The sequence below is a fragment of the Streptomyces sp. NPDC093544 genome, assembly GCF_040683495.1.
Classification (GTDB): Bacteria; Actinomycetota; Actinomycetes; order Streptomycetales; family Streptomycetaceae; genus Streptomyces.
The window spans coordinates 14,849-35,891 of record NZ_JBFBEA010000011.1 but is presented as its reverse complement, the minus strand read 5'-3'; the positions used below and the strand labels follow the sequence as shown (position 1 = coordinate 35,891).

20 protein-coding genes and 1 pseudogene are annotated in these 21,043 nt (G+C 71.2%); 14 read left to right on the top strand and 7 right to left on the bottom strand.

The annotated features are described in order from the left end of the window. The first annotated feature begins 401 nt into the window (after nt 1-401). Genes AB0N66_RS18135 through AB0N66_RS18120 form a run of 4 tightly spaced genes read left to right on the top strand, consistent with a single transcriptional unit; the run spans nt 402 to nt 3,926 of the window. A complete protein-coding gene (locus tag AB0N66_RS18135; RefSeq protein ID WP_365435395.1) occupies nt 402-1,334 on the top strand; it encodes an ABC transporter ATP-binding protein in 933 nt (310 codons plus the stop codon). Continuing rightward, nucleotides 1,331-2,071, top strand: a complete 741-nt coding sequence (locus AB0N66_RS18130) for an ABC transporter permease (RefSeq protein ID WP_365435392.1) — start codon at nt 1,331-1,333, stop codon at nt 2,069-2,071. The genes AB0N66_RS18135 and AB0N66_RS18130 overlap by 4 nt, the downstream gene beginning before the upstream one ends. Next, complete coding sequence (locus AB0N66_RS18125) at nt 2,068-3,315, top strand: histidine kinase (RefSeq protein ID WP_365435389.1); 1,248 nt, start codon at nt 2,068-2,070, stop codon at nt 3,313-3,315. The genes AB0N66_RS18130 and AB0N66_RS18125 overlap by 4 nt, the downstream gene beginning before the upstream one ends. Continuing rightward, nucleotides 3,312-3,926, top strand: coding sequence for a response regulator transcription factor (locus tag AB0N66_RS18120; RefSeq protein WP_365435386.1), 615 nt, complete (start codon nt 3,312-3,314; stop codon nt 3,924-3,926). Before AB0N66_RS18125 ends, AB0N66_RS18120 begins: the two co-directional genes overlap by 4 nt. A gap of 132 nt (nt 3,927-4,058) precedes the next feature. Here the strand turns inward: AB0N66_RS18120 and AB0N66_RS18115 are convergent, their stop codons facing one another. Together AB0N66_RS18115 and AB0N66_RS18110 are read right to left on the bottom strand one after the other, a co-directional pair. Then, the gene (locus AB0N66_RS18115) at nt 4,059-4,910 is read right to left on the bottom strand and encodes a transglutaminase-like domain-containing protein (protein ID WP_365435383.1); all 852 of its coding nucleotides are present in this window, start codon (nt 4,908-4,910) and stop codon (nt 4,059-4,061) included. A 773-nt stretch (nt 4,911-5,683) separates the two neighbouring features. Further along, nucleotides 5,684-6,664 (bottom strand): annotated as a pseudogene (locus AB0N66_RS18110) (GNAT family N-acetyltransferase); the annotation flags it as partial. 140 nt (nt 6,665-6,804) lie between these two features. On the opposite strand from AB0N66_RS18110, the gene fdxA reads away from it, so the two are divergent. Together fdxA and AB0N66_RS18100 are read left to right on the top strand one after the other, a co-directional pair. Then, nucleotides 6,805-7,125 carry a ferredoxin gene (gene fdxA, locus AB0N66_RS18105; RefSeq protein WP_019058397.1) on the top strand — a complete coding sequence of 107 codons (321 nt, stop codon included), beginning with the start codon at nt 6,805-6,807 and terminating at the stop codon, nt 7,123-7,125. Nucleotides 7,126-7,298: 173 nt separating this feature from the next. Further along, a complete protein-coding gene (locus AB0N66_RS18100; RefSeq protein WP_365435380.1) occupies nt 7,299-8,396 on the top strand; it encodes a bifunctional succinyldiaminopimelate transaminase/glutamate-prephenate aminotransferase in 1,098 nt (365 codons plus the stop codon). A 273-nt stretch (nt 8,397-8,669) separates the two neighbouring features. Here AB0N66_RS18100 and AB0N66_RS18095 read toward each other — a convergent pair whose 3' ends face one another. Both AB0N66_RS18095 and AB0N66_RS18090 read right to left on the bottom strand, forming a co-directional pair. After that, the gene (locus AB0N66_RS18095) at nt 8,670-9,140 is read right to left on the bottom strand and encodes an ATP-binding protein (RefSeq protein ID WP_365435377.1); all 471 of its coding nucleotides are present in this window, start codon (nt 9,138-9,140) and stop codon (nt 8,670-8,672) included. 352 nt (nt 9,141-9,492) lie between these two features. Next, nucleotides 9,493-10,488 (bottom strand): heavy metal transporter, encoded by a 996-nt coding sequence (locus tag AB0N66_RS18090; RefSeq protein ID WP_365435374.1) that lies wholly within the window; start codon nt 10,486-10,488, stop codon nt 9,493-9,495. 94 nt (nt 10,489-10,582) lie between these two features. On the opposite strand from AB0N66_RS18090, the gene dapE reads away from it, so the two are divergent. Together dapE and AB0N66_RS18080 are read left to right on the top strand one after the other, a co-directional pair. Further along, nucleotides 10,583-11,662, top strand: a complete 1,080-nt coding sequence (gene dapE, locus AB0N66_RS18085; RefSeq protein ID WP_365435371.1) for a succinyl-diaminopimelate desuccinylase — start codon at nt 10,583-10,585, stop codon at nt 11,660-11,662. Nucleotides 11,663-11,781: 119 nt separating this feature from the next. Beyond that, nucleotides 11,782-12,540, top strand: a complete 759-nt coding sequence (locus AB0N66_RS18080) for a TIGR00730 family Rossman fold protein (RefSeq protein WP_365435368.1) — start codon at nt 11,782-11,784, stop codon at nt 12,538-12,540. 137 nt (nt 12,541-12,677) lie between these two features. On the opposite strand, the gene folP is transcribed toward AB0N66_RS18080, so the two are convergent. Beyond that, nucleotides 12,678-13,538, bottom strand: a complete 861-nt coding sequence (folP, locus tag AB0N66_RS18075) for a dihydropteroate synthase (RefSeq protein WP_365435365.1) — start codon at nt 13,536-13,538, stop codon at nt 12,678-12,680. Nucleotides 13,539-13,721: 183 nt separating this feature from the next. Between folP and AB0N66_RS18070 the strand changes: the two genes are divergently transcribed. Together AB0N66_RS18070 and AB0N66_RS18065 are read left to right on the top strand one after the other, a co-directional pair. After that, nucleotides 13,722-14,078 carry a DivIVA domain-containing protein gene (locus AB0N66_RS18070; RefSeq protein WP_365435362.1) on the top strand — a complete coding sequence of 119 codons (357 nt, stop codon included), beginning with the start codon at nt 13,722-13,724 and terminating at the stop codon, nt 14,076-14,078. Beyond that, nucleotides 14,075-14,650, top strand: coding sequence for a DNA-3-methyladenine glycosylase I (locus AB0N66_RS18065; RefSeq protein WP_365435359.1), 576 nt, complete (start codon nt 14,075-14,077; stop codon nt 14,648-14,650). The genes AB0N66_RS18070 and AB0N66_RS18065 overlap by 4 nt, the downstream gene beginning before the upstream one ends. Nucleotides 14,651-14,669: 19 nt before the next feature. Here AB0N66_RS18065 and AB0N66_RS18060 read toward each other — a convergent pair whose 3' ends face one another. After that, nucleotides 14,670-15,476 (bottom strand): enoyl-CoA hydratase-related protein, encoded by an 807-nt coding sequence (locus AB0N66_RS18060; RefSeq protein ID WP_365435356.1) that lies wholly within the window; start codon nt 15,474-15,476, stop codon nt 14,670-14,672. A 372-nt stretch (nt 15,477-15,848) separates the two neighbouring features. Between AB0N66_RS18060 and AB0N66_RS18055 the strand changes: the two genes are divergently transcribed. Further along, the gene (locus AB0N66_RS18055) at nt 15,849-16,016 is read left to right on the top strand and encodes a DUF3117 domain-containing protein (protein ID WP_003966491.1); all 168 of its coding nucleotides are present in this window, start codon (nt 15,849-15,851) and stop codon (nt 16,014-16,016) included. A 124-nt stretch (nt 16,017-16,140) separates the two neighbouring features. Here AB0N66_RS18055 and AB0N66_RS18050 read toward each other — a convergent pair whose 3' ends face one another. Beyond that, nucleotides 16,141-16,842 carry an O-methyltransferase gene (locus AB0N66_RS18050; RefSeq protein WP_365436059.1) on the bottom strand — a complete coding sequence of 234 codons (702 nt, stop codon included), beginning with the start codon at nt 16,840-16,842 and terminating at the stop codon, nt 16,141-16,143. A gap of 226 nt (nt 16,843-17,068) precedes the next feature. Here AB0N66_RS18050 and sigE point away from each other — a divergent pair, with 226 nt between their 5' ends. The 3 genes from sigE to AB0N66_RS18035 all read left to right on the top strand — a co-directional run bounded on the left by sigE (nt 17,069) and on the right by AB0N66_RS18035 (nt 20,946). Further along, nucleotides 17,069-17,770: an RNA polymerase sigma factor SigE gene (gene sigE, locus AB0N66_RS18045; protein WP_365435353.1), complete on the top strand. Its 702-nt coding sequence runs from the start codon at nt 17,069-17,071 to the stop codon at nt 17,768-17,770. Next, nucleotides 17,767-18,744, top strand: coding sequence for a zf-HC2 domain-containing protein (locus AB0N66_RS18040; protein ID WP_365435350.1), 978 nt, complete (start codon nt 17,767-17,769; stop codon nt 18,742-18,744). The genes sigE and AB0N66_RS18040 overlap by 4 nt, the downstream gene beginning before the upstream one ends. Before the next feature lie 138 nt (nt 18,745-18,882). Continuing rightward, nucleotides 18,883-20,946 (top strand): trypsin-like peptidase domain-containing protein, encoded by a 2,064-nt coding sequence (locus AB0N66_RS18035; RefSeq protein WP_365435347.1) that lies wholly within the window; start codon nt 18,883-18,885, stop codon nt 20,944-20,946. The last annotated feature ends 97 nt before the right edge of the window (nt 20,947-21,043 follow it).

The following is a 21,043-nucleotide window of genomic DNA, read 5'->3' as shown; positions in this document are numbered from 1 at the left end:
GCGCCCGGCCATGACTCCCATGGCCGGGCGCCCTCTTGTTGTCCTTGTCGTCTTTGTCGTCCGCCAGGATCCGAGACAGCGTTGCCAGTAGGGGCCATGGCGGCCGCCGGGTGCCGGAACTACGCCATCTCACGCACCTGGGCGTCGATTTGACCGACTCGGGCGCGGGCAGCGCGAACCGGTCCACCACGGACTGGGCGCACGCCGTCGCGTTCGCCACCGACTTGGTCCTCACGGACAGCCGCGGCAACGCTGTCCTGGCAAGGGAGTTGGACGCTGGAGCCCCGCGCCGGAGGCACTGCGCGCCGAACGCCGGCGCCGAGCCGCATGACATCTGTCATCCCGGATGCCCGACAGTCGGCACTGCCGGCGGCGCCCCCCGCGCCGCCACCATGGGGCACATGACAACGACTGCGACGGCCACCACCTCGGTGGTCGGGTTCGAATCGGTGACCAAGAGCTACGGCGGCGTCCGGGCCGTGGACGGACTGACGCTCGACCTGCACCCCGGCGAGACCGTCGCCCTGCTCGGCCCCAACGGCGCGGGCAAGTCGACCACCCTCGACCTGCTCCTCGGCCTCAAGCGCCCCGACAGCGGCGTGGTCCGGGTGTTCGGGGCGGGCCCGCGCGAGGCCATCGTCGCCGGCCGGGTCGGGGCGATGCTACAGAGCGGCGGGCTGATGGACGAGGTCACCGTCGGGGAACTGGTGAGGCTCGCCTGCGATCTGCACCCGAAGCCGTTCCGGGCCACCGACGTACTGGCCCGCGCGGGCATCTCACAGCTCGCCGACCGCAAGGTCAACAAGCTCTCCGGCGGCCAGGAACAGCGTGTGCGCTTCGCCCTCGCCACCGCCGGCGACAGCGACCTGATCGTGCTCGACGAGCCCACCACCGGCATGGACGTCTCCGCCCGCCAGGCCTTCTGGGCCACCATGCGCGAGCAGGCCGACCAGGGCCGTACGGTCCTCTTCGCCACGCACTACCTGGAGGAGGCCGACGCGATCGCCGACCGGGTGCTCGTCCTGCACCGGGGCCACCTGCTGGCCGACGGCACCGCCGCCGAGATCAAGGCGAAGGCGGGCGCGCGGCGGATCGCCTTCGATCTGGAGACCTCGGCCGGCCAGGTCGACGAGGCCGAGCTGCGAGCGCTGCCGTTCCTCACCACCATCGACATCTCGGGCCACACGGTCCGCATCCAGTCCACCGACGCCGACGCGACCGTCCACGCGCTGTACGGCCTCGGCGTCTACCCCCGCAACCTCGAAGTCGCCGGGCTCGGTCTCGAGCAGGCCTTCGTCGCCATCACGGCCGCCGAGGAGGCGAAGCAGAAGTGAACAGCCTCATCAAGCTGGAGATCACCCGCGCCCTGCGCAACCGCAAGTTCCTGTTCTTCTCGGTGATCTACCCCTCGGCCCTGTTCCTGCTGATCGCGGGCAGCGCCGACAGCACCACCCAGGTGGACGGCACCGGTCTCACCCTGCCGACCTTCTACATGGTCTCCATGGCCTCCTTCGGCGCCCTGACCGCCGTCCTGATGGGCAACAGCGAGCGCATCGCCAAGGAACGGGAGAGCGGCTGGGTACGGCAGCTGCGGCTGACCACGCTCCCGGGCCGCGGCTATGTGCTGGCGAAGACGGCGAGCGCCGCCGTCATCAGCCTGCCCTCGATCGTGATCGTCTTCATCGTCGCGGCGGCCGTGAAGGACGTACGCCTCGACGCCTGGCAGTGGGTGGTCCTCACCTTCGCGATCTGGGCCGGCAGCCTGGTCTTCGCCGCGCTCGGCGTCGCCATCGGCTACATCGCCAGCGGCGACGCGGTCCGCCCGATCACGATGATCGTCTACTTCGGTCTGTCGATGCTCGGCGGTCTGTGGCTGCCCAGCACGACCTTCCCCGACTGGCTGCAGAGCATCGCGAAGTGGCTGCCCACGCACGCGTACGCTGGCCTGGGGCAGTCCATAGAACTGGGCAACGCCCCGCACGCGACGGACCTCGCCATCCTCGCCGTCTCCTTCGTCCTCTTCGCGGGAGGCGCGGCCTGGCTGTACCGGAAGGACACGCTGAAGGCGTGAGCGGCGTCGGCATCGGGCAGCGCCCGCAGAACCGCAAGCAGAAGATGGTCAAGTCCCTGTGGACCGGCATCTGGCTCGTCTATCTGAGCGCGCCCGTCACCGACCTGCTGAACGGCGGGCACAGCACCGGAGTCCGGATCCTCGGCTGGCTCGGCCTGGTCGCCTTTGTCTGCTGGTACATGATCCTGGTGTTCCGCACCGGCCGCGGCGAGACCAACGCCCTGGTGCTCGGCTCCCTCGCGGTCCTCGCCGCCCAGTCCACGGTCCTGTCCCTCACCCTGGGCCGGGAGTGGCTCGTCCTCTTCGTGTACGTCGCGATCGCGTCCGGCGCGGCGCTTCCGCTGCGGTTGGCGCGCTGGAGCATCCCGTGCGCCGCCGCCCTGCTGACGGCGGTCGCCCTGGCCGTCCCGGACGGCACGGCGTATCTGGGCGCTCTCCTCATCCCGGCGGTCCTCGGCGGGTTCGCGATGACCGGCGTACGTGAACTCGTGCGCACGACCATCGCACTGCGCGAGGCCCGCGCCACCGTCGCCCAGCTCGCCGCGAACGAGGAACGGCTGCGGCTGGCCCGTGACCTGCACGACCTGCTGGGGCACTCGCTGTCGCTGATCACGCTCAAGAGCGAGCTGGCCGGGCGCATGCTCCCGGACCACCCCGACAAGGCGGCCCAGCAGGTCGCCGACATCGAGAACGTCAGCCGCCAGGCCCTCGTCGACGTACGCGAGGCGGTCACCGGTTACCGGCGGCCCCGGCTGGCCGGTGAACTCGCGGGCACGAAGGTCGCGTTGGCGGCGGCGGGCATCCTCGTGGACCTGCCGGCCGAGCCGGATCTCACCGAGGTCCCCGAGGAGAGCGAGTCCGCGCTGGCCTGGGCGCTGCGCGAGGCGGTCACCAATGTCGTACGGCACAGTGGGGCCCGGCGCTGCGTGGTGGGGCTCGTACACCGTCAGACGCTGGACGGGCCGGTACTCGAACTGTCCGTGGAGGACGACGGGTCCGGGAGCTCGGGCGGCTCCGGCGGTGGGCCCGGCAACGGTCTCACCGGGCTGGCCGAACGCCTGGAGAAGGCGGGCGGTTCCTTGGAGGCCGGGCGGGCGAGGAGCGGGTTCCGGCTGGTCGCGCGGGTGCCTACGGGCGGTGTGGGCGGTACCGGCGGTACGGGTGGTACGGGTGGTACGGGTGGTACGGGCGGCGTGGCCGACCGGCCCGCAGGATCCGCGGGACCCGTAGGATCCGGGGCATGAGCCGCACGATCAAGGTCCTGCTCGCCGAGGACCAGTCGATGGTCCGCGAGGCGCTCGCCGCCCTGCTGGGGCTTGAGCCGGACATCGACGTCGTCGCCCAAGTGGCCCGCGGGGACGAGGTGTTGGCGGCGGCGCGTGAGCACGACGTGGACGTGGCGCTGCTCGACATCGAGATGCCGGGCAAGACGGGCATCGAGGCGGCGGCCGAAGTCCACCGGGCCCTGCCCGGCCTCAAGCTGGTCATCCTCACGACTTTCGGCCGTCCCGGCTATCTGCGCAGCGCCATGGAGGCCGGCGCCGACGCCTTCCTGGTCAAGGACGCCCCGGCCGCCCAACTCGCCCAAGCGGTACGGAAGGTACTCGCCGGCGAGCGGGTCATCGACCCCACCCTGGCCGCCGCCGCCCTCGCCGAGGGCGCGAACCCGCTCACCGACCGCGAACGCGAGGTCCTCCGCACGGCGGCCGACGGCTCCACCAACGCCGAACTGGCCCTCGCCCTCCACCTCTCCCAGGGCACCGTCCGCAACTACCTCTCCACGGCAATCCAGAAACTGGCGGCCCGGAACAGAGCGGAGGCGGTACGGATCGCGAGGGAGAAGGGGTGGCTGTAGAACGCGGGCCGGGGGAGGCCCCGCAAGGGGCGCGGGGCTGTGACATTGTGCGGCTCCGCCGCGGGGGCGCGACCAGCCACGACGAGGGCTGTGGTCGCGCGACGGCGCAAGCCCCTTCGGCGCTCGGGCGAGTCAGTTGAGCATGGCCCGCGCGGCATGCGCCTGCTGCCGCACACGGTCCCCGGCCGCTTCATCGACCGCAGCCACCACATCGGCATAAGCGTCGAGTTCAACCGCCCCGCCGAGGAAGTCGCCCCGCTGGACAAGAAGTTGGGCCCGCTCGTAGCGCAACCGGGCAGGATGTGACGGCAGCGCCAAGGACAACTCGACGGCCCACAGGGCCACATCGGACCGCTCGGGCCGGGCGGCAGCCCACGCCCGGATGTTGTTCAGGATCCGCAGGACGACGTCGAGCGGGTCGGCCGGTGAGAGCATCGCCGCGTCGAGCGGCGCCCCCGTCGCCCCCGCGACGAGCAACTCCGCGTCGGAGCCGCTGAGCACGCGGCCGCCGTCGAAGGGGTCGGCGAGGACCTGCTGCTCCGGGGGCCCGAAGCCGACGACGAAGTGCCCGGGCAGGGCGACCCCGTACACGGGCGCACCGGACCGCCGGGCGACCTCCATCCACACCACGGAGAGCAGGATGGGCAACCCGCGCCGCCGCCGCAGTACCTCGTGAAGCAGCGAGGAACCGAGCCGCTGGTAGTCGGCGGGCGAGCCGCGGAACTCGCAGCGCGCGCCGAGGAGTTCACCGAGCGCGGCCGCCCAGGACCGAGGCCCGCCGGGCCGGAACGGCAACAGCCCCGCCAGCCGGTCCAGCTCGATCTGCGCCGCGTCCATCCCGGCTTCGTCGAGGCCGCCGTCCGCCGCGGCCCCCACCAGCAGACACAGCACCGCCAGATCGGGCCGCTCGGCCCGCGCCTCCACACCGAACCGCCGCCGCACCTCGGCGGCCCGCTCCGGCTCCGGAGGATGAGGAGAACGCATAGCAGCCTCGTGCCCGTTCACGACGATCGATACCGGTCGCGCGGCTGGGTGCCGGCCTCGCGGCGGGCGGGAGCTTTCGCTAGAGCCGCGGGTACGGCGGAGTTCGCGAGGGCGGCGGGATCGGTGGGGACGCCGGGATCGATAGGGACGCCGGGGACGGCGGGACCGGCGGGGGCCGTGGGGACTGCGGGGGCCGCAGAGCCAGCGGGTACGGAGGAGTCCGCTGGATCGGAGGGGACGGTGAGGACTGCGGGATCGGTGGGGACGGTGGGGACGGCGGGATCGGAGGGGGCCGTGGGGACTGCGGGGGTCGCGGAGCCAGCGGGTACGGAGAAGTCCGCGGGTACGGCGGGTACGGCGGGTACGGAGGAGTCCGCGGGATCGGAGGGGACGGTGGGGACTGCGGGATCGGTGGGGGCGGCGGAGTCGGCGGGCATGGCGGAATCGGCAGGGACTGTCGGGGCCGCGGGATCGGTGGGGGCCGCGGGGAGCGCAGAGTCGGCGGGGACGGCGGGCATGGCGGAGTCCGCGAAGGCGGCGGGATCAGCGGGTACGGCGAGGACGGCGGAATTGGCGGGGGTGGCGGGAACGTCGGGGACATCGGAGTCGGCGGAACTGGCGGGGACATCGGAGTCAGCCGGGGTGGCGGGATCGGCGGGGACCGCGGAGTCGGCCGGAACGGTGGCGACGGTGGGATCGGCGGGATCGGCGGGATCGGCGGGATCGGCGGGAACGGCGGGAACGGCGGGGACCGCGGGGACATCAGGCACCCACCGATAGTGGTGGTACGCGTGATGCGCTCCGAACCCCATCCCCCCGTACAGCGCACGCGCCCCCGCGTTGTCCGCCTCCACCTGGAGCCAGGCCGCCGAGGCGCCCTCGTCCAGGGCGCGGTGGGCCAGCGCGGCCATCACAGCCGTCGCGAGCCCCTGGCGCCGGTACGCCGGGTCGACCTCGACGGCGGCGAAACCGGCCCACCGCCCGTCCACCACGCACCGCCCGATCGCGGCCGGAGCCGCACCCGCCGCCCCCGGCACCGTCGCGAACCACACCGAGGGGCCGCTCCCCAGCACCTTCAGTGCCACCTCGCTCAGCCCCTTGCGCTGGTAGCGGTCCAGCCAGGCGGCGTCCGCCTCGCGGGAGATCACGACCCCGGGCGCCTCCCGGTCCCCGATCGGCGCGAGCGCCCCGATCCACAGCTCGGCCGTCACCTCACGCGCCCACCCGCGCGCCTCCAGCTCGGCGCACAGCAGTTCCTGCGTGCCCTCGGCCCCGGTGGCGGTCTGGACGTACGCGGGCAGATCACGGGTGGCGTACCAGCCCCGTACGTACGAAAGCGCCTCGTCCAGCGGCAGGCCGGGCTCGCCGAGCGGCAGCACGGAGTTGGCGCGCCGGGTGAACCCGGAGGCCGCCCGCAGCTCCCACTCACCGAGCCGCTCGCTCTCCACCGGCCGCCAGGCCCGCGCGGCGACCCGGGCCAGCTCCTCGTACGAGGCCACCGGGCCCCGTCGCCGTGCCGGGGCGGACGGTACGACCTTGCCCGCGACCAGCACGGATTCCGGCATCCGGACACGTTCGCCGGTCCGTCGTGTGATCGTCAACACACCGTCGTCCCATGATGTGAGAACACCCACCGTGTCAGTGAATTTCTCCCCGTTGGTGGCATCCTCGTAGCGCCGCCGAACAGAGACGCGTTTGCCCACGTCAGCAGCGGTGATGCGGACCTCAAGTCGGCCAAACGCAGAGATTTCCACAGGTCAGTTCACCCCTCCTGTTCGGATCAGGACCAAGAACGGAGATACTAGGTGCGGGCATCGACGACGCCGCGCTTCCGCGCGCCAGGCGGCGGAGCCTACGGAGGCCCGCCAGCGCCCTATCGAGGAGGAACGACAGCGTGACCTACGTCATCGCGCAGCCTTGTGTCGACGTCAAGGACAAGGCGTGCATCGAGGAGTGCCCGGTCGACTGCATCTACGAGGGCTCCCGGTCCTTGTACATCCACCCGGACGAATGCGTCGACTGTGGAGCCTGTGAGCCGGTGTGCCCGGTCGAGGCGATCTTCTACGAGGACGACACTCCCGAGGAGTGGAAGGACTATTACAAGGCGAACGTCGAGTTCTTCGACGAACTCGGCTCGCCCGGCGGCGCCAGCAAGCTCGGCCTGATCGAGCGCGACCATCCCTTCGTCGCAGCGCTCCCGCCGCAGAACCAGTAAGCGGCCCGCACCCACGCGCCGCCTCGGTCCCGTACGGCCTGATCGCCTTGATCGCCGTGCGGGACCGAGGCGTTTGCCGTACCGGTGCACAGCGACTGCACGTGAGTGCAGCGAGTACCAGCGATACGTACGGGCCCCAGGCCGCCGTACGCATCAGAAAGTGAGCCCATCCCGTGTCCGCAGTCACCGACCGGCTTCCCGCCTTTCCCTGGGACAAGCTGGAGCCCTACAAGGCGACGGCCGCCGCTCACCCGGGCGGCATCGTCGACCTGTCCGTCGGCACCCCGGTCGACCCGGTGCCCGAGCTGATCCAGAAAGCTCTGGTCGCGGCCGCGGACTCGCCGGGCTATCCCACGGTGTGGGGCACGCCCGAGCTGCGCGACGCGCTCACGGGCTGGGTGGAACGACGGCTCGGCGCACGGGACATCACCCACCATCACGTACTCCCGATCGTCGGCTCCAAGGAACTGGTCGCCTGGCTCCCGACCCAGCTGGGCCTGGGCCCCGGGGACAAGGTCGCGTACCCGCGCCTGGCGTACCCGACGTACGAGGTCGGCGCCCGCCTGGCCCAGGCGGACCACGTGGCCTACGACGACCCGACGGACCTGGACCCGACGGGCCTGAAGCTCCTCTGGCTGAACTCCCCGTCGAACCCGACGGGCCGCGTCCTGTCCCGGGCCGAGCTCACCCGGATCGTCGGCTGGGCCCGAGAGCACGACATCCTCGTCTTCTCCGACGAGTGCTACATCGAACTGGGCTGGGAGGCCGACCCGGTCTCGGTGCTCCATCCGGACGTGTGCGGTGGCTCGTACGAGGGGATCGTCTCGGTCCACTCGCTCTCCAAGCGGTCGAACCTGGCCGGCTACCGCGCCGCGTTCCTCGCGGGCGACCCCGCAGTCCTCGGCGACCTCCTCCAGATCCGTAAGCACGGCGGCCTGATGACCTCCGCGCCCACCCAGGCCGCCGTGATCGCCGCCCTGTCCGACGACACCCACGTCCGCGAACAGCGCGAGCGCTACGCGGCCCGCCGCAGGGCCCTGCGGGACGCCCTGCTGCGGCACGGCTTCCGCATCGAACACAGCGAGGCCAGCCTCTACCTCTGGGCCACCCGCGACGAGTCCTGCTGGACCACCGTCGCCCACCTCGCCGACCTGGGCATCCTCGCCGCCCCGGGCGACTTCTACGGCCCAGCGGGCGAAAACTTCGTACGAGTGGCCCTCACGGCCACGGACGAGCGGGTGGCGGCCGCGGTGGACCGCTTGTCGAGGTAGCCGCGCCCGCAGACGCGCTACCGCTGGCCGGCCGCCGCTACCGCTCGTGGGCAGCCGAGCCGCTACCGCCGGCGGGTAGCCGAGCTGCCACCGTTGGCGGGCAGTCGAGCCGCTACCGCTGTGGGCAGTCGTCCCGCAGGGCTGGACGGGTGGGCACAGCCGACAGCGCCGGGTGCCGTGCAAGAAGGCTCCAGCTCCTTCCGGGGGCAAGCGAAATGGGGGTTCAGGGAAGAAGACCTTCCCTGAACCCCCGTAGCCGTACAGCCCCGGCGCCTAGCCGAGCGGCAGACCCTTCAGCGGCAGCTGCTCCGTGGGCAGTCCACCCTTGGTGACCGCGTCGGTGGGCAGTCCCTTGGTAACCGCGTCCGTCGGAAGCCCACCGCCCGCCGTCTTGGCGGTCTCACCGACCAGGCCTCCGGCCTGCCCCGCGGTGTCCCCGGCCACCTGCTGCGCGGCCGGCGTCGCCGTCTTGGCGACCTTCCCGCCGGTCTTGCCCGCGGCAGGCACTGACTTCTTGACCGCGTCGCCGCCGGACTTGCCCGCGAGCCCGGTCACGTTCTGAGCCGCACCGTCGACCGTGTTGCCGACGCTCGCCCCGTCCAGGGCGGTCAGTCCGCCGAGGTTGGGGGTGGCCGGCAGTTCGGGGGCCGCGCTGGCGGAGCTGGCCGCACCGACCCCGGCAGCCGCTCCCGCTGCGACGAGCAGCGCGGCACGGGCGATCCGGCGGGTCAGGGGGAGGGACATGATGCTCCTTAGACGGAAGAGAACGGTGAAATGTCCATCCAGGCCCGGCAGTTGACCGACTGGTGGTCGGCCGACCGTCGACCGACCGAAGGTGATCGTTCCGGACTCGGACGCAGTGACTACCGCTCGAAGCCCGCGAAGGTTGCGGTGGGCCAACGTAAAGAGTTGGTAATGCGTCGCATAATCATCTGCGGACAAAGGCGAGTAAAGGGCACCCGGTCGGAAAGTCTGCCGAATCCTTACGGCCCTTTGTTTTCAAGGGATTCGGCGGAAACGACAGCGACCGTGCGAAAACTTCCGTCCATCGCCGCCACCACTCGCTCCGCGTCCCCCCAAAGGGTGAGGACCCGTACTACTGCCCAGTGACGATTCGGACCTCGGCGGTGGACGCCTCCGCGGCCGAGCCCCCGTTCCCGTCGGACGTACCCCACCCGCTGTCGGTGCTGTCGGCCGTCCACTCCCGCCCCGCGTACGAGACGCGGTCGATGTGCAGTGCCGAGGAGTTGGCGACGGCCCAGTGCGCCAGCTCCCAGCCGCGCTGCCGGACGGTGACCGCGGCGGTGCTCCCGGACCCCTCCGTGGACACGGGCACGGTCACGGTCCGGCTCGCGGTCGTGGGTGAGGGGGAAGCCGGGGCGGAGGCTGTCGGTGAGGAGGAGGGCTCCGCGGCGCTCACATCCGCTGCCGTCTCCTGGAGCACATCACGCCCGAAGTCCTGTACGAGCGCGGCCCGTACCGAGTCCGTGCCGCCTGCCGGGGTCGGCTCGGCGGGGCCCTGACAGGTCAGCGTGGCCGCCGAGCGGCCGGTCAGAGCCGCGGCAAGCAGCGTGGCGTCCGGCTCGTGCTTCGCGTACGCGTCCGGATAGGCGCTGCGCTGCACCCGCTGCGCGGCGACGGTGAGCGGCAACTGCGCATAGTCGTCGACCTTGGCCAGGTGCTCGTAGAAGATGTCCGCCGCGTACGTCGGATCCATGATCTCCGTCGTCGTCCCCCAGCCCTGCGAGGGCCGCTGCTGGAAGAGGCCGAGCGAGTCCCGGTCGCCGTGCTTGATGTTGCGCAGTCCCGACTCCTGGAGGGCTGTGGCGAGGGCGATGGTCACGGCCCGCTCGGGCATGCCGCGGTTGGTGCCGACCGCCGAGATCGTCGCCGCGTTCACCGCCTGCTCCGGCGTGAACTCGTACGACTTGCCGTCGCTCTTGCCCGAGACGACCGTGCACCGGGGAACTCCCGGCCCCCCGGTGAGGTACTGCACCGTGAGATAGCCGGCGAGCGCGAGCAGGACCACGACGGCCCCTCCGAAACGGAGGAGGCGGCCGCGCCGGACAGGGGTGGGGGACGGCTCTGACACGTCGTACAAGGTACTGGAGGTCACTGTCATGGAAATGCGGGGCTGTGGATAACCGGTTCGAGCCCGCGGAGCCGTGAGCGCTAGGGTCGGCGCCATGGCCGATACCCCCCTTGACCTCACGCTGGACGCTGCCGAGCTGACCGCGCAGCTCGTCGACTTCCCCTCGGAGAGCGGCGGCGAGAAGCCGCTCGCGGACGCGGTCGAGACCGCGCTGCGCGCCCTGCCGCACCTGACGGTCGACCGGTACGGCAACAACGTCGTCGCGCGGACCAACCTGGGCCGCGCCGAGCGCGTCGTCCTCGCCGGCCATATCGACACGGTCCCCATCGCGGACAACGTCCCGTCCCGCCTCGACGAGGACGGCGTGCTGTGGGGCTGTGGCACCTGCGACATGAAGTCGGGGGTGGCGGTCCAGCTGCGCATCGCGGCCACGGTGCCCGCCCCCAATCGCGACCTCACCTTCGTCTTCTACGACAACGAAGAGGTCGCCGCACACCTGAACGGTCTGAAGCATGTGTCCGAAACCCACCCCGGCTGGCTGGAGGGCGACTTCGCGATCCTGCTGGAGCCGACGGACGGCCAGGTGGAGGGCGGCTGCCAGGGCACTCTCAGGGTGTTCCTGAAGTTCAAGGGGGAGCGGGCGCACTCCGCGCGCGCGTGGATGGGCTCCAACGCGATCCATGCGGCGGCCCCGGCCCTGGCCAAGCTGGCCGCGTACGAGCCGCGCACGCCGGTCGTGGACGGCCTGCGCTTCCACGAGGGCCTGAACGCCGTGCGCATCGAAGGCGGCGTCGCCACCAACGTCATCCCCGACGCCTGCACGCTGGTCGTCAACTTCCGCTACGCGCCCGACCGCAGCGAAACCGAGGCGGAGGCCTTCGTCCGCGACTACTTCGCGGACTGCGGCGTGGACGAGTTCATCGTCGACGACCACACCGGCGGAGCCCGTCCCGGCCTGACCCACCCGGCGGCGGCGGCCTTCATGGCGGCCGTCGGCGGTGAGGCCCGCCCCAAGTTCGGCTGGACCGACGTCGCCCGCTTCAGCGCGCTCGGCGTGCCAGCGGTGAACTACGGCCCCGGCGCCCAGCTCCTGGCCCACAAGGTGGACGAGCGGGTCAAGGCCTCCGCGATCCCGGAGGCCGAGGAGCGGCTGAGGGCCTGGCTGACGGCCTGAGAGGTGGCTGAGACGCGAGCTGAGCCCTGCTGGTGTCCTGCGGACATGCTCGCGTCCCCCCTCCGTAACCCGCGTAGATCTACGCTGGGGTGGAACTACCGCAAGCGGAGGGAGCGCACATGGCTACTGGCAACCCCGAGGGCAAGAAGCGGCCACCGGAGGAGCAGCGGCTGGGACCGGTGCTGCGCAGGCGGGATCAGGTGCAGGCGAGCACCACCGACCAGCGTCTCCTGGACGCGGGCGGGCCCTCCGACTGGGTGCACACCGACCCCTGGCGGGTGCTCCGCATCCAGTCGGAGTTCATCGAGGGCTTCGGCACCCTGGCCGAACTCCCGCCCGCGATCAGTGTGTTCGGATCCGCCCGTACGAAGGCGGACTCGCCCGAGTACGCGGCGGGCGTGGCACTCGGCCGCGGTCTCGTCGAGGCCGGCTTCGCCGTGATCACCGGCGGTGGCCCGGGCGCCATGGAAGCCGCCAACAAGGGCGCCTGCGAGGCCAAGGGCATCTCCGTCGGCCTCGGCATCGAGCTGCCCTTCGAGCAGGGCCTCAACCAGTACGTCGACATCGGCCTCAACTTCCGGTACTTCTTCGTCCGCAAGATGATGTTCGTCAAGTACGCGCAGGGTTTCGTGGTCCTTCCCGGCGGCCTCGGCACCCTGGACGAACTCTTCGAGGCCCTCACCCTCGTCCAGACCCAGAAGGTCACCCGGTTCCCCATCGTCCTCTTCGGCACGGAGTACTGGGGCGGCCTGGTCGACTGGCTCAAGAACACCCTCATCGCCCAGGGCAAGGCCTCGGAGAAGGACCTCCTCCTGTTCCACCTGACGGACGACGTGGACGAGGCGGTGTCGCTGGTGTCGAAGGAGGCGGGCCGGTAGCGGTTTTCAGCCCGTCCGGCGTTTGACGACGAGGCCGTTCAGGCCGATGGCGGGGGTCTGGGGGCGGCAGCCCCCAGGTACGGGACGGGTAGGGGCGGCGGGGGCGACTGCATCCATCAGCGGCTCCGCCGCGGGCCCTACGCCAGCCCCCGCCGAGCCACCGCCGGCGCCCGATGCCCCGCGATCGACGCCACCATGTCCAGCACCTGCCGCGTCTCCGCGACCTCGTGGACGCGGTACACCTGCGCCCCCAGCCACGCCGAGACGGCAGTCGTCGCCAGCGTCCCCACCACCCGCTCCTTCACCGGCTTGTCCAGCGTCTCGCCCACGAAGTCCTTGTTGGAGAGGGAGACGAGGACGGGCCATCCGGTGGACACCATCTCGCCGAGCCGCCGCGTCGCCTCCAGACTGTGCCGCGTGTTCTTCCCGAAGTCGTGCCCAGGGTCGATCAGCACGGACTCCCGGGGCACACCCAGCGAAACCGCCCGCTCGGCCAGCCCGAGGGTCACCCGGAGAATGTCGGCCATGACGTCGTCATACGCGATCCGATGCGGACGCGTACGCGGCTCGGCGCCCCCGGCGTGGGTGCACACCAGCCCCACCCCGTACCGCGCGGCCACCTCGGCCAGCCGCAGATCCACCCCGCCCCACGCGTCGTTGAGCAGATCCGCCCCCACCTCGCAGACCGCCTCGGCGACCTCGTGCCGCCAGGTGTCGACGCTGATGATCACGTCGGGGAAACGCCGCCGCACCTCGGCGACGAACCCGACCGTGCGACGCGCCTCCTCTTCGGCAGTCACTTCTTCCCCCGGCCCCGCCTTGACCCCGCCGATGTCGATGATCGCAGCGCCCTCGGACACCGCCTGTTCCACCCGGGCGAGCGCGGGCTCGTCGCGGAACGTGGATCCCTGGTCGTAGAAGGAGTCCGGGGTTCGGTTGACGATGGCCATGATCACCGGCTCGTGCGGGTCGAATTCGTGCCTGCCCAGCCTGAGCATCCCCTGTGACCTCTCCCAGTAAGTCCCGCTGATAAGCCGCCTGCGACCTTAACTGTCAGACTCGCATGGCACGATCGGACCCGACACTGTCAGCATCAGCACCAACCGCTTCAGCACAGTCCGCTGCAGCGGAATCCACGCCGACGCGCCCCGCGTCGGCACCAGAGCGTGGGGACCTCAGCGATGTTCATGTTCTTGTTCCTGGTCGTCGCGCTCGTCGTCGTGGTCGCCGCGGTGACGGTTGCCGTGGTGGGCGGCGGCGAGAGCGCGCCTCTCCCCGAGGCCGGGCCCGAGCGGCTGGTGGACCCGTTTCCGCCGGCCCGCCCCGTGAACAGGGAAGATGTCGAGACGCTGCGCTTCCCCGTCGCCGTACGCGGCTACCGCATGGCGGACGTCGATGACGCCCTCGGCCGCCTCGGCGCCGAGATCGGCGAGCGCGACGCCCGGATCGCCGACCTGGAGGCGGCGCTCGACGGCGCCAGGTCGGCTTCGGTCAGCTCCACCTCGCTGCGGAAGCCCGCCGAGGAGGATCACCAGTGACCGACGCACTCGCGGGCCCGGACGGCGCGCTGCGGTGCCCCTGGGCACTGTCGACCGAGGACTACGTGGCGTACCACGACGAGGAGTGGGGCCGCCCGGTCCACGGCGACGACGCGCTGTACGAGCGGCTGTGCCTGGAGGCATTCCAGTCGGGCCTGTCCTGGATCACGATCCTGCGGCGCCGCGAGGGGTTCCGTGCCGCCTTCGCCGGCTACGAGATCGCCAAGGTGGCGACCTTCACCGACGCGGACAAGGAGCGGTTGCTCGCCGACCCGGGCATCATCCGCAACCGCGCCAAGATCGAGGCAACGGTCGCCAACGCGCGCGTGCTGACCGACTGGGCGCCGGGTGAGCTGGACGAGCTGATCTGGTCCTTCGCCCCCGACCCGGCAACCCGCCCGGCCCCGAAGAGGCTCGGTGACGTCCCGGCCGTCACCGACGAGTCGACCGCCCTCTCCAAGGCCCTCAAAAAGCGCGGCATCCGCTTTGTCGGCCCGACGACGGCGTACGCCCTGATGCAGGCATGCGGCCTGGTCGACGACCATCTGGTGGACTGCGTGGCCCGGGGCTGATCCCCGGGCCGCGCGGGGGCTACCGCCCCAGGTACTTCGGCTTCTCCTTGTTGACGAACGCCTGCACAGCGATCATGTGGTCCTCCGACGCGCCCGCCCGAGTCTGGAGTTCGTCCTCCTTCTCCAGGGACTCGTCCAACGAGTGCGACAGGGCGTAGGCGAGGGACTCCTTCAGCGCGGCGTACGCGAGGGTCGGCCCCTCGGCCAGCGCACGGGCCACTTTCTCCGCCTCGGCGCGCAACTCGCCCGGGGGCACGAGCCGGTTTGCGATCCCCAGGTCGAAGGCTTCCTGAGCGGTGATGCTGCGCGGAAAGAGCAGCAGATCGGCGGCGCGGCTCGGGCCGACGACCCGCGGCAGCGTCCAGGAGATCCCCGAGTCGGCGGTCAGCGCGACCCCGGCGAAGGATGTGTTGAAGGCCGCCGTTTCGGCCACGATGCGGTAGTCCGCGGCGAGCGCGAAGCCGAACCCCGCCCCGGCCGCGACGCCGTTCACGGCGGCCACCACCGGCTTCGCCGCGCCCGTCAGCGCGCGCACGATCGGGTTGTAGTGCTCATGCACGGTGCTCATGACGCCCTGGCCCGCGCCCGATTCGCGCGCCGCGAGCAGCCCGCCGACGTGCTCCTTGAGGTCCTGGCCCACGCAGAAGGCCCGGTCACCGGCGGCGGTCAGCAGTACGGCCCGTACGGAGTCGTCGGATGCGGCGGCCTGTGCCGCGTCCCGGAAGGCGATCTTGGTCTCGGTGTTCATCGCGTTCATCGCCTCGGGGCGGTTCAGCGTGATCGTCGCGAGTCCGTCGCTCACCTCGTAGAGCACGGTGTCGGCCATGGTGGGTTCCCCTCCGGTGTCGCGGCTCCGTCGTACCCGCCTACCCGCCGGTACGTCCTGCTTCCGAGGACAGCATGACGGAGATCACTGACAGCGGAGCCGCTCGGACATGTGACCTGCGTCAAAGAATTCGTGACCTTGGAAGGTCATGCGGCGGCGCAGTATCGCAGTCACATCGCCGAATTGAGTGGTTTTGCTCAAGCGCGTTGCGCAAGCGATGCCGACTGATGTTGGTCATCGGGTCCTGAGATGCGGGATAATGGCCTGGAAGCAATGTGTTCGATGCCGGTGACGCGTGTCCTATGTGGGGACGGGCGTGCCCTTCAGGGGGCCGTCGGCGACGATGAGCTGGTTTCAGGAAGGGGAACGAGCATGGCGGCCATGAAGCCGCGGACGGGCGATGGCCCGCTCGAGGTGACCAAGGAGGGGCGGGGCATCGTCATGCGCGTTCCGCTCGAAGGCGGCGGTCGGCTCGTCGTCGAGCTGACCCCTGACGAGGCCGACGCTCTTGGCGACGCCCTCAAGAAGGTCGTCGGCTGACGCGGGACGCGACCATACCCTTTCATCAGCTGCCCTGGCATCGTACGCGGTGCCGGGGCAGCCGTTTTTGAGGGATACGACATGGATGAAACCCCTGGTCAGCGGCCCAATCCGAGGTGCTGGGTCAGCGCTTGACCGCGCACAGCAGGCCGTCGCCCACCGGCAGCAGCGAGGGGATCAGATCCTGGCTCTCACGCACCGCGCGCAGCAGTTCCCGCAGCCGGTCGACCTCGGCGGGCTGCGGTCCCGAGTCCACCGTGCGGCCGTCCGCGAAGACGCCCTCGAAGACGACCAGCCCGCCCGGACGCAACAGGCGCAACGATTCAGCGAAGTAGTCCAGGCACTCCAGACGGTCGCCGTCGCAGAAGACGAGGTCGTATCCGGAGTCCGCGAGCCGGGGCAGTACGTCGAGGGCGCGGCCCGGGATGAAGCGGGCGCGGTTGCTCGCGAAGCCGGCGGCTCGAAACGCCTGGCGGGCGAACTGCTGGCGCTCCGGCTCGGGATCCACCGTGGTCAGTACCCCGTCCGGCCGCATGCCGTTGAGCAGATGAATTCCGGAAACTCCGGTCCCGGTCCCGATCTCCGCCACCGCTTTCGCGTCCACGGTGGCGGCGAGCAACCGCAGCGCGGCGCCGGTACCGGGCGACACCGAGCGCAGCCCTGCCTCGTGAGCCCGGTCCCGGGCCCAGAGCAGTGCTTCGTCCTCGGCGGCAAAGGCGTCGGCGAACGCCGCCCAGCTTGGCTGCCGGTTGCCGGTAATGACGCTCTCCTGTCCCCGTAGATGCCTGGCCGTGACTGTATCCGTTGGCGCCGGGAACCCGCAGATGGGACCAGGCGTTTAGAGGGGTGGGGAAACGCACTGGGGGAAGCGCATGGATCAGACCGCGGAGCAGGGCGGTGAGCAAGTGCTGACGCAGCGATATGAGCGCGTATCAAATTCTCGTAAAACCGCTTATCCGGAGCTAACGGGCGAGGTGGCTATGGTAGGGGCTCCACTGGACACCACCAGAGCCGACAGGGGAGGTGCGGCTGCGCCTGTGGATCGGGGAGGAGTGCTGCGGCGCTTTCTCAGGTCGGCGGGTGAGCCGAAATCCGTGACCAACACCGCTGACCGTTTCCACAGTGCCGACTCCGGGCAGACCGCGACGTTCACCACCGACGCGGAGTCGCAGGCGTGGACTCCGCCCACCTGGGAGGAGATCGTCAGCACGCACAGCGGCCGGGTCTACCGGCTCGCCTACCGACTGACGGGCAACCAGCACGACGCCGAGGACCTGACACAAGAGGTCTTCGTCCGTGTCTTCCGCTCCCTGTCGACCTACACGCCCGGCACCTTCGAGGGCTGGCTGCACCGCATCACCACGAATCTCTTCCTGGACATGGTGCGCCGCAAGCAGCGCATCCGCTTCGACGCCCTCGGCGACGACGCGGCCGAGCGCCTGCCCAGCCGTGAGCCGTCCCCGCAGCAGGTCTTCAACGACGCGCACTTCGACGCGGACGTCCAGCAGGCGCTGGACACCCTCGCGCCCGAGTTCCGCGCCGCGGTCGTCCTCTGTGACATCGAGGGACTGTCGTACGAGGAGATCGCCGCGACCCTGGGCGTCAAGCTCGGCACGGTCCGCAGCCGGATCCACCGTGGCCGCTCGCAGCTGCGCAAGGCCCTCGCACACCGGTCTCCCGAGGCCCGTGCCGAGCGCCGCGGCTTCGCGGTGACCGGTGTGCCCGCGCTGGGAGGAGGGGGCGCGTCCGCGTGAGTGGATCACGTCCTACACCCGCTGAGCAGCATCTGGGAGACCGGCTGTCCGCCCTCGTGGACGGAGAGCTCGGTCATGAGTCGCGCGAGCGCGTCCTGGCCCACCTCGCCACCTGTGCGAAGTGCAAGGCCGAGGCGGCAGCCCAGCGCCGACTGAAGAACGTGTTCGCGGAGATGGCCCCGCCACCGCCCTCCGAGAGCTTCCTGGCCCGTCTCCAGGGGCTCCCCGGCGGAGGGGACTCCGGCGCAGGCTCGGGCTCACCGCTGGGCGGAGGAGCCTTCGGCGGAAGAATCCCCGGCGGCTCCGACGGCACCGGCATCTTCGGAGTGAGGGGCGAGTCCTTCGGCTACGTCCCCTCCGAACCCCACGCCGACGTGCTGCCCCCCTCCCCGGGGCGCGGCTTCCGTATCCATGACGTCAGCCGTCACGAGGCCGAGCGGTCGGCCTCGCGCGGGCTGCGCTTCGCCTTCGCCGCGGCGGGAGCCGTCTCGCTGGCCGCGGTCGCGCTCGGCGGGGTGTCCACCGGGACCCCCGGTGACACCACGGCTTCGCGGGGCGATTCCGGTTCCGGAAGCAATGTGACGCCGACGCGTTCGCAGGGCGCGGGGGCCTCGACGGCTCCTGAGTCGCAGCGGCGCCGGTCCGTGGGGCCGCTGCTCGCGCAGGGCGAGCGGACGCTCGGCCAGAACACGGTGGCGCCCACCGAGGTGTCCGCGCCGCTGCTGCCCGGAGTCCCCGCACCGGTCGGCCGTGGCCAGGAAGTCATCCACACACTCACGGCACCCGTGGTCGCCGGTGCCGCCGTGATGTCCCCGCTCATACGTCCGTTCACCGAGGTCGACCCGGTCGCGCTGACCTCATGGTCCACGGCGCCGGACGTCACGACTCCGGGCCTGCTCGCGGCCCCCGGACCCCTCTTGTCCCCCTCTCCCTCCCCGTCCCCTTCCTCCCCCTCCTCCGGCACCATCCGCTGACACGCCCTCTGCGCGGCGGCCCGTGAACCTGGTTGAATCCGGGGTGGGCCGCGTTCGCAGGAGGGATCCCGGGCGCGGAGTCGACAATCTGCGGCAACCGTCGGCGAGTTGTGCCCGGGGGCCAGGTGTGGGGAGAGCATGAGCGAGGGGAAGCCCACGAAGGCGAAGTGGTGGAACCGACCCCGGTCGCCGGTCGCCCCGGGGGATACCGGGGCGGTCTCGTCCGAGGGCGTACGGATACCTGAGGCCGAGGCCGAGGGCGATTTCGAGCTTCAGCGACCTCTCGGGGGCGGTGACCCGACGGCGCCCGGTGTGGACGCCGACGGTGACTTCGAGTTGGAGCGACCTCTTGGGGGCGGCGAGTCGGCAGGGTTGGGCGCCGATGGTCATGCTGCGCCGGCACGGTCGGATGCCGATGGTCATGCTGCGTCGGCACGGTCGGGCGCCGATGGTCATGGTGAGTCGGCAGAGTCGGGCGCCGGTGCCGACGGCGACTTCGAGTTGGCGGATCCCGTTCCGGCCCACCGCGAAGGCGAGCCGGACGGCATTTCCGCCGGCCATCCCGCGGCTCTTCCCGACGACCATTCGTCCGAAGTCCCCGCGGCTTTTCCTCCTGACCTTCCGTCCGACCGTCCCGCGGTTCTTCCGTCCACCCTTCTCCCCGACCGTCCCGCGGCTTTTCCTCCCGACCTTCCCCTCGACCCTCCCGCGGTTCTTCCCCCCGGCCTTCCTCCAGGCCGTCCTTCCGACCCCCCTTCCAACGCCGTGCCCGCCGACCAGGCCCCGGCCGACCGCCCCAAGCCCCTGCACGACCCCGACCCCTACAGCACCCCGCCCTACGGCGAACCAGGCCCCTGGGCGTCGGCCCCGCCCGTCCAGCACCCCGCGGGCACGCCCGCGCACGGCACCCAGGTCCCGGCGGCGCCCCCGGCGCCGACGACTGCGGCCGACGACACGTACGAACCCTTCGCCCCCGCCCCCACCTCCGTCGTCCCCGCCCCCTGGCAGAACTACGACCCCTGGGCCGCCCCCGCCGCCCCCGGCCCCCTCCAGCAGAACGGCGCGGTCGTGGCCACCAAGGCCCAGCAGCGCAAGCGCACGAAGAAGGCACTGGTCGCCGGGGCGGTACTGATCGCTCTCGTCTCCGGAGGCGTCGGAGGCGCCGTAGGGGTGTATCTGGAGCGGAACGGCGGGGTGAGCGACGTAGAGCTGCCGCAGGCCGGGAAGGAGGCGCCAGGGCGCGCTCCGGACAGCGTGGCCGGGATCGCCGCGCAGGCGCTGCCCAGTGTCGTCACCCTGCATGTGAGCGGGTCGGAGCAGGAGGGCACCGGCACCGGGTTCGTGCTCGACGGCCAGGGGCACATCCTCACCAATAACCACGTGGTCGAACCGGCCGCCGACGGCGGCGAGATAACCGTGACGTTCAGCAGCGGCGACACCGCCAAGGCCAAGGTCGTCGGGCGCGACAGCGGGTACGACCTCGCCGTCGTCGAGGTGTCCGGCGTCAGCGGCCTGGACCCCATGCCGCTCGGCAACTCCGACAACGTCCAGGTCGGCGACCCGGTCGTCGCCATCGGCGCGCCCTTCGACCTCGCCAACACCGTCACCTCCGGCATCATCAGCGCCAAGGAGCGGCCCATCACGGCGGGCGGGGAGGGCGGTGACGGCAGCGACGTCTCGTACGTGGACGCACTGCAGACCGACGCTCCGATCAACCCCGGCAACTCCGGCGGCCCCCTCCTCGATTCCAGGGCCCGCGTCATCGGCATCAACAGCGCCATCCGTTCCGCGGACAGCGGTTCCGGCCTGGAGAGCGGTCAGGCCGGTTCGATCGGGCTCGGTTTCGCCATCCCCATCAACCAGGGCAAGCGCGTCGCCGAGGAGATCATCAACACCGGCAAGGCGACCCACCCCGTGATCGGCGTCACGCTCGACATGGAGTACGCGGGCGACGGCGCCAAGGTCGGGACGCAGAGCGGCGACGGCGGTCCGGCGGTCACGGCGGGCGGCCCAGGTGCCAAGGCGGGCATCAAGGAGGGCGACATCATCACCGAGGTCGACGACCGGCGCGTGCACTCCGGCGAGGAGCTCATCGTGAGGATCCGCGCGCACCACCCCGGCGACACGCTGCGGTTGACTCTCCTGCGCGGCGGTACGGAAGAGCAGCTCACCCTGGTCCTCGGTTCGGCCGACAGCAACTGACAGGAACGTCACACAAAGTCGGCCGGGGCCTGCCCCGAACGGCAAACATCGCGGAAAACCCGGCGTGTACATGAACCCGGAAGCCCCGGGACAGTTC

Bases quoted from the DNA above. Each gene is read 5' to 3' on its own strand.
- AB0N66_RS18060 (WP_365435356.1), bottom strand. From the start codon at position 15,476: ATGGCCGACACCGTGCTCTACGAGGTGAGCGACGGACTCGCGACGATC.
- AB0N66_RS18070 (WP_365435362.1), top strand. From the start codon at position 13,722: ATGTTCATGTTCTTGTTCCTGGTCGTCGCGCTCGTCGTCGTGGTCGCC.
- folP (WP_365435365.1), bottom strand. From the start codon at position 13,538: ATGCTCAGGCTGGGCAGGCACGAATTCGACCCGCACGAGCCGGTGATC.
- AB0N66_RS18120 (WP_365435386.1), top strand. From the start codon at position 3,312: ATGAGCCGCACGATCAAGGTCCTGCTCGCCGAGGACCAGTCGATGGTC.
- AB0N66_RS18135 (WP_365435395.1), top strand. From the start codon at position 402: ATGACAACGACTGCGACGGCCACCACCTCGGTGGTCGGGTTCGAATCG.
- AB0N66_RS18095 (WP_365435377.1), bottom strand. From the start codon at position 9,140: ATGTCCCTCCCCCTGACCCGCCGGATCGCCCGTGCCGCGCTGCTCGTC.
- dapE (WP_365435371.1), top strand. From the start codon at position 10,583: ATGGCCGATACCCCCCTTGACCTCACGCTGGACGCTGCCGAGCTGACC.
- AB0N66_RS18115 (WP_365435383.1), bottom strand. From the start codon at position 4,910: ATGCGTTCTCCTCATCCTCCGGAGCCGGAGCGGGCCGCCGAGGTGCGG.
- AB0N66_RS18035 (WP_365435347.1), top strand. From the start codon at position 18,883: ATGAGCGAGGGGAAGCCCACGAAGGCGAAGTGGTGGAACCGACCCCGG.
- AB0N66_RS18055 (WP_003966491.1), top strand. From the start codon at position 15,849: ATGGCGGCCATGAAGCCGCGGACGGGCGATGGCCCGCTCGAGGTGACC.
- AB0N66_RS18080 (WP_365435368.1), top strand. From the start codon at position 11,782: ATGGCTACTGGCAACCCCGAGGGCAAGAAGCGGCCACCGGAGGAGCAG.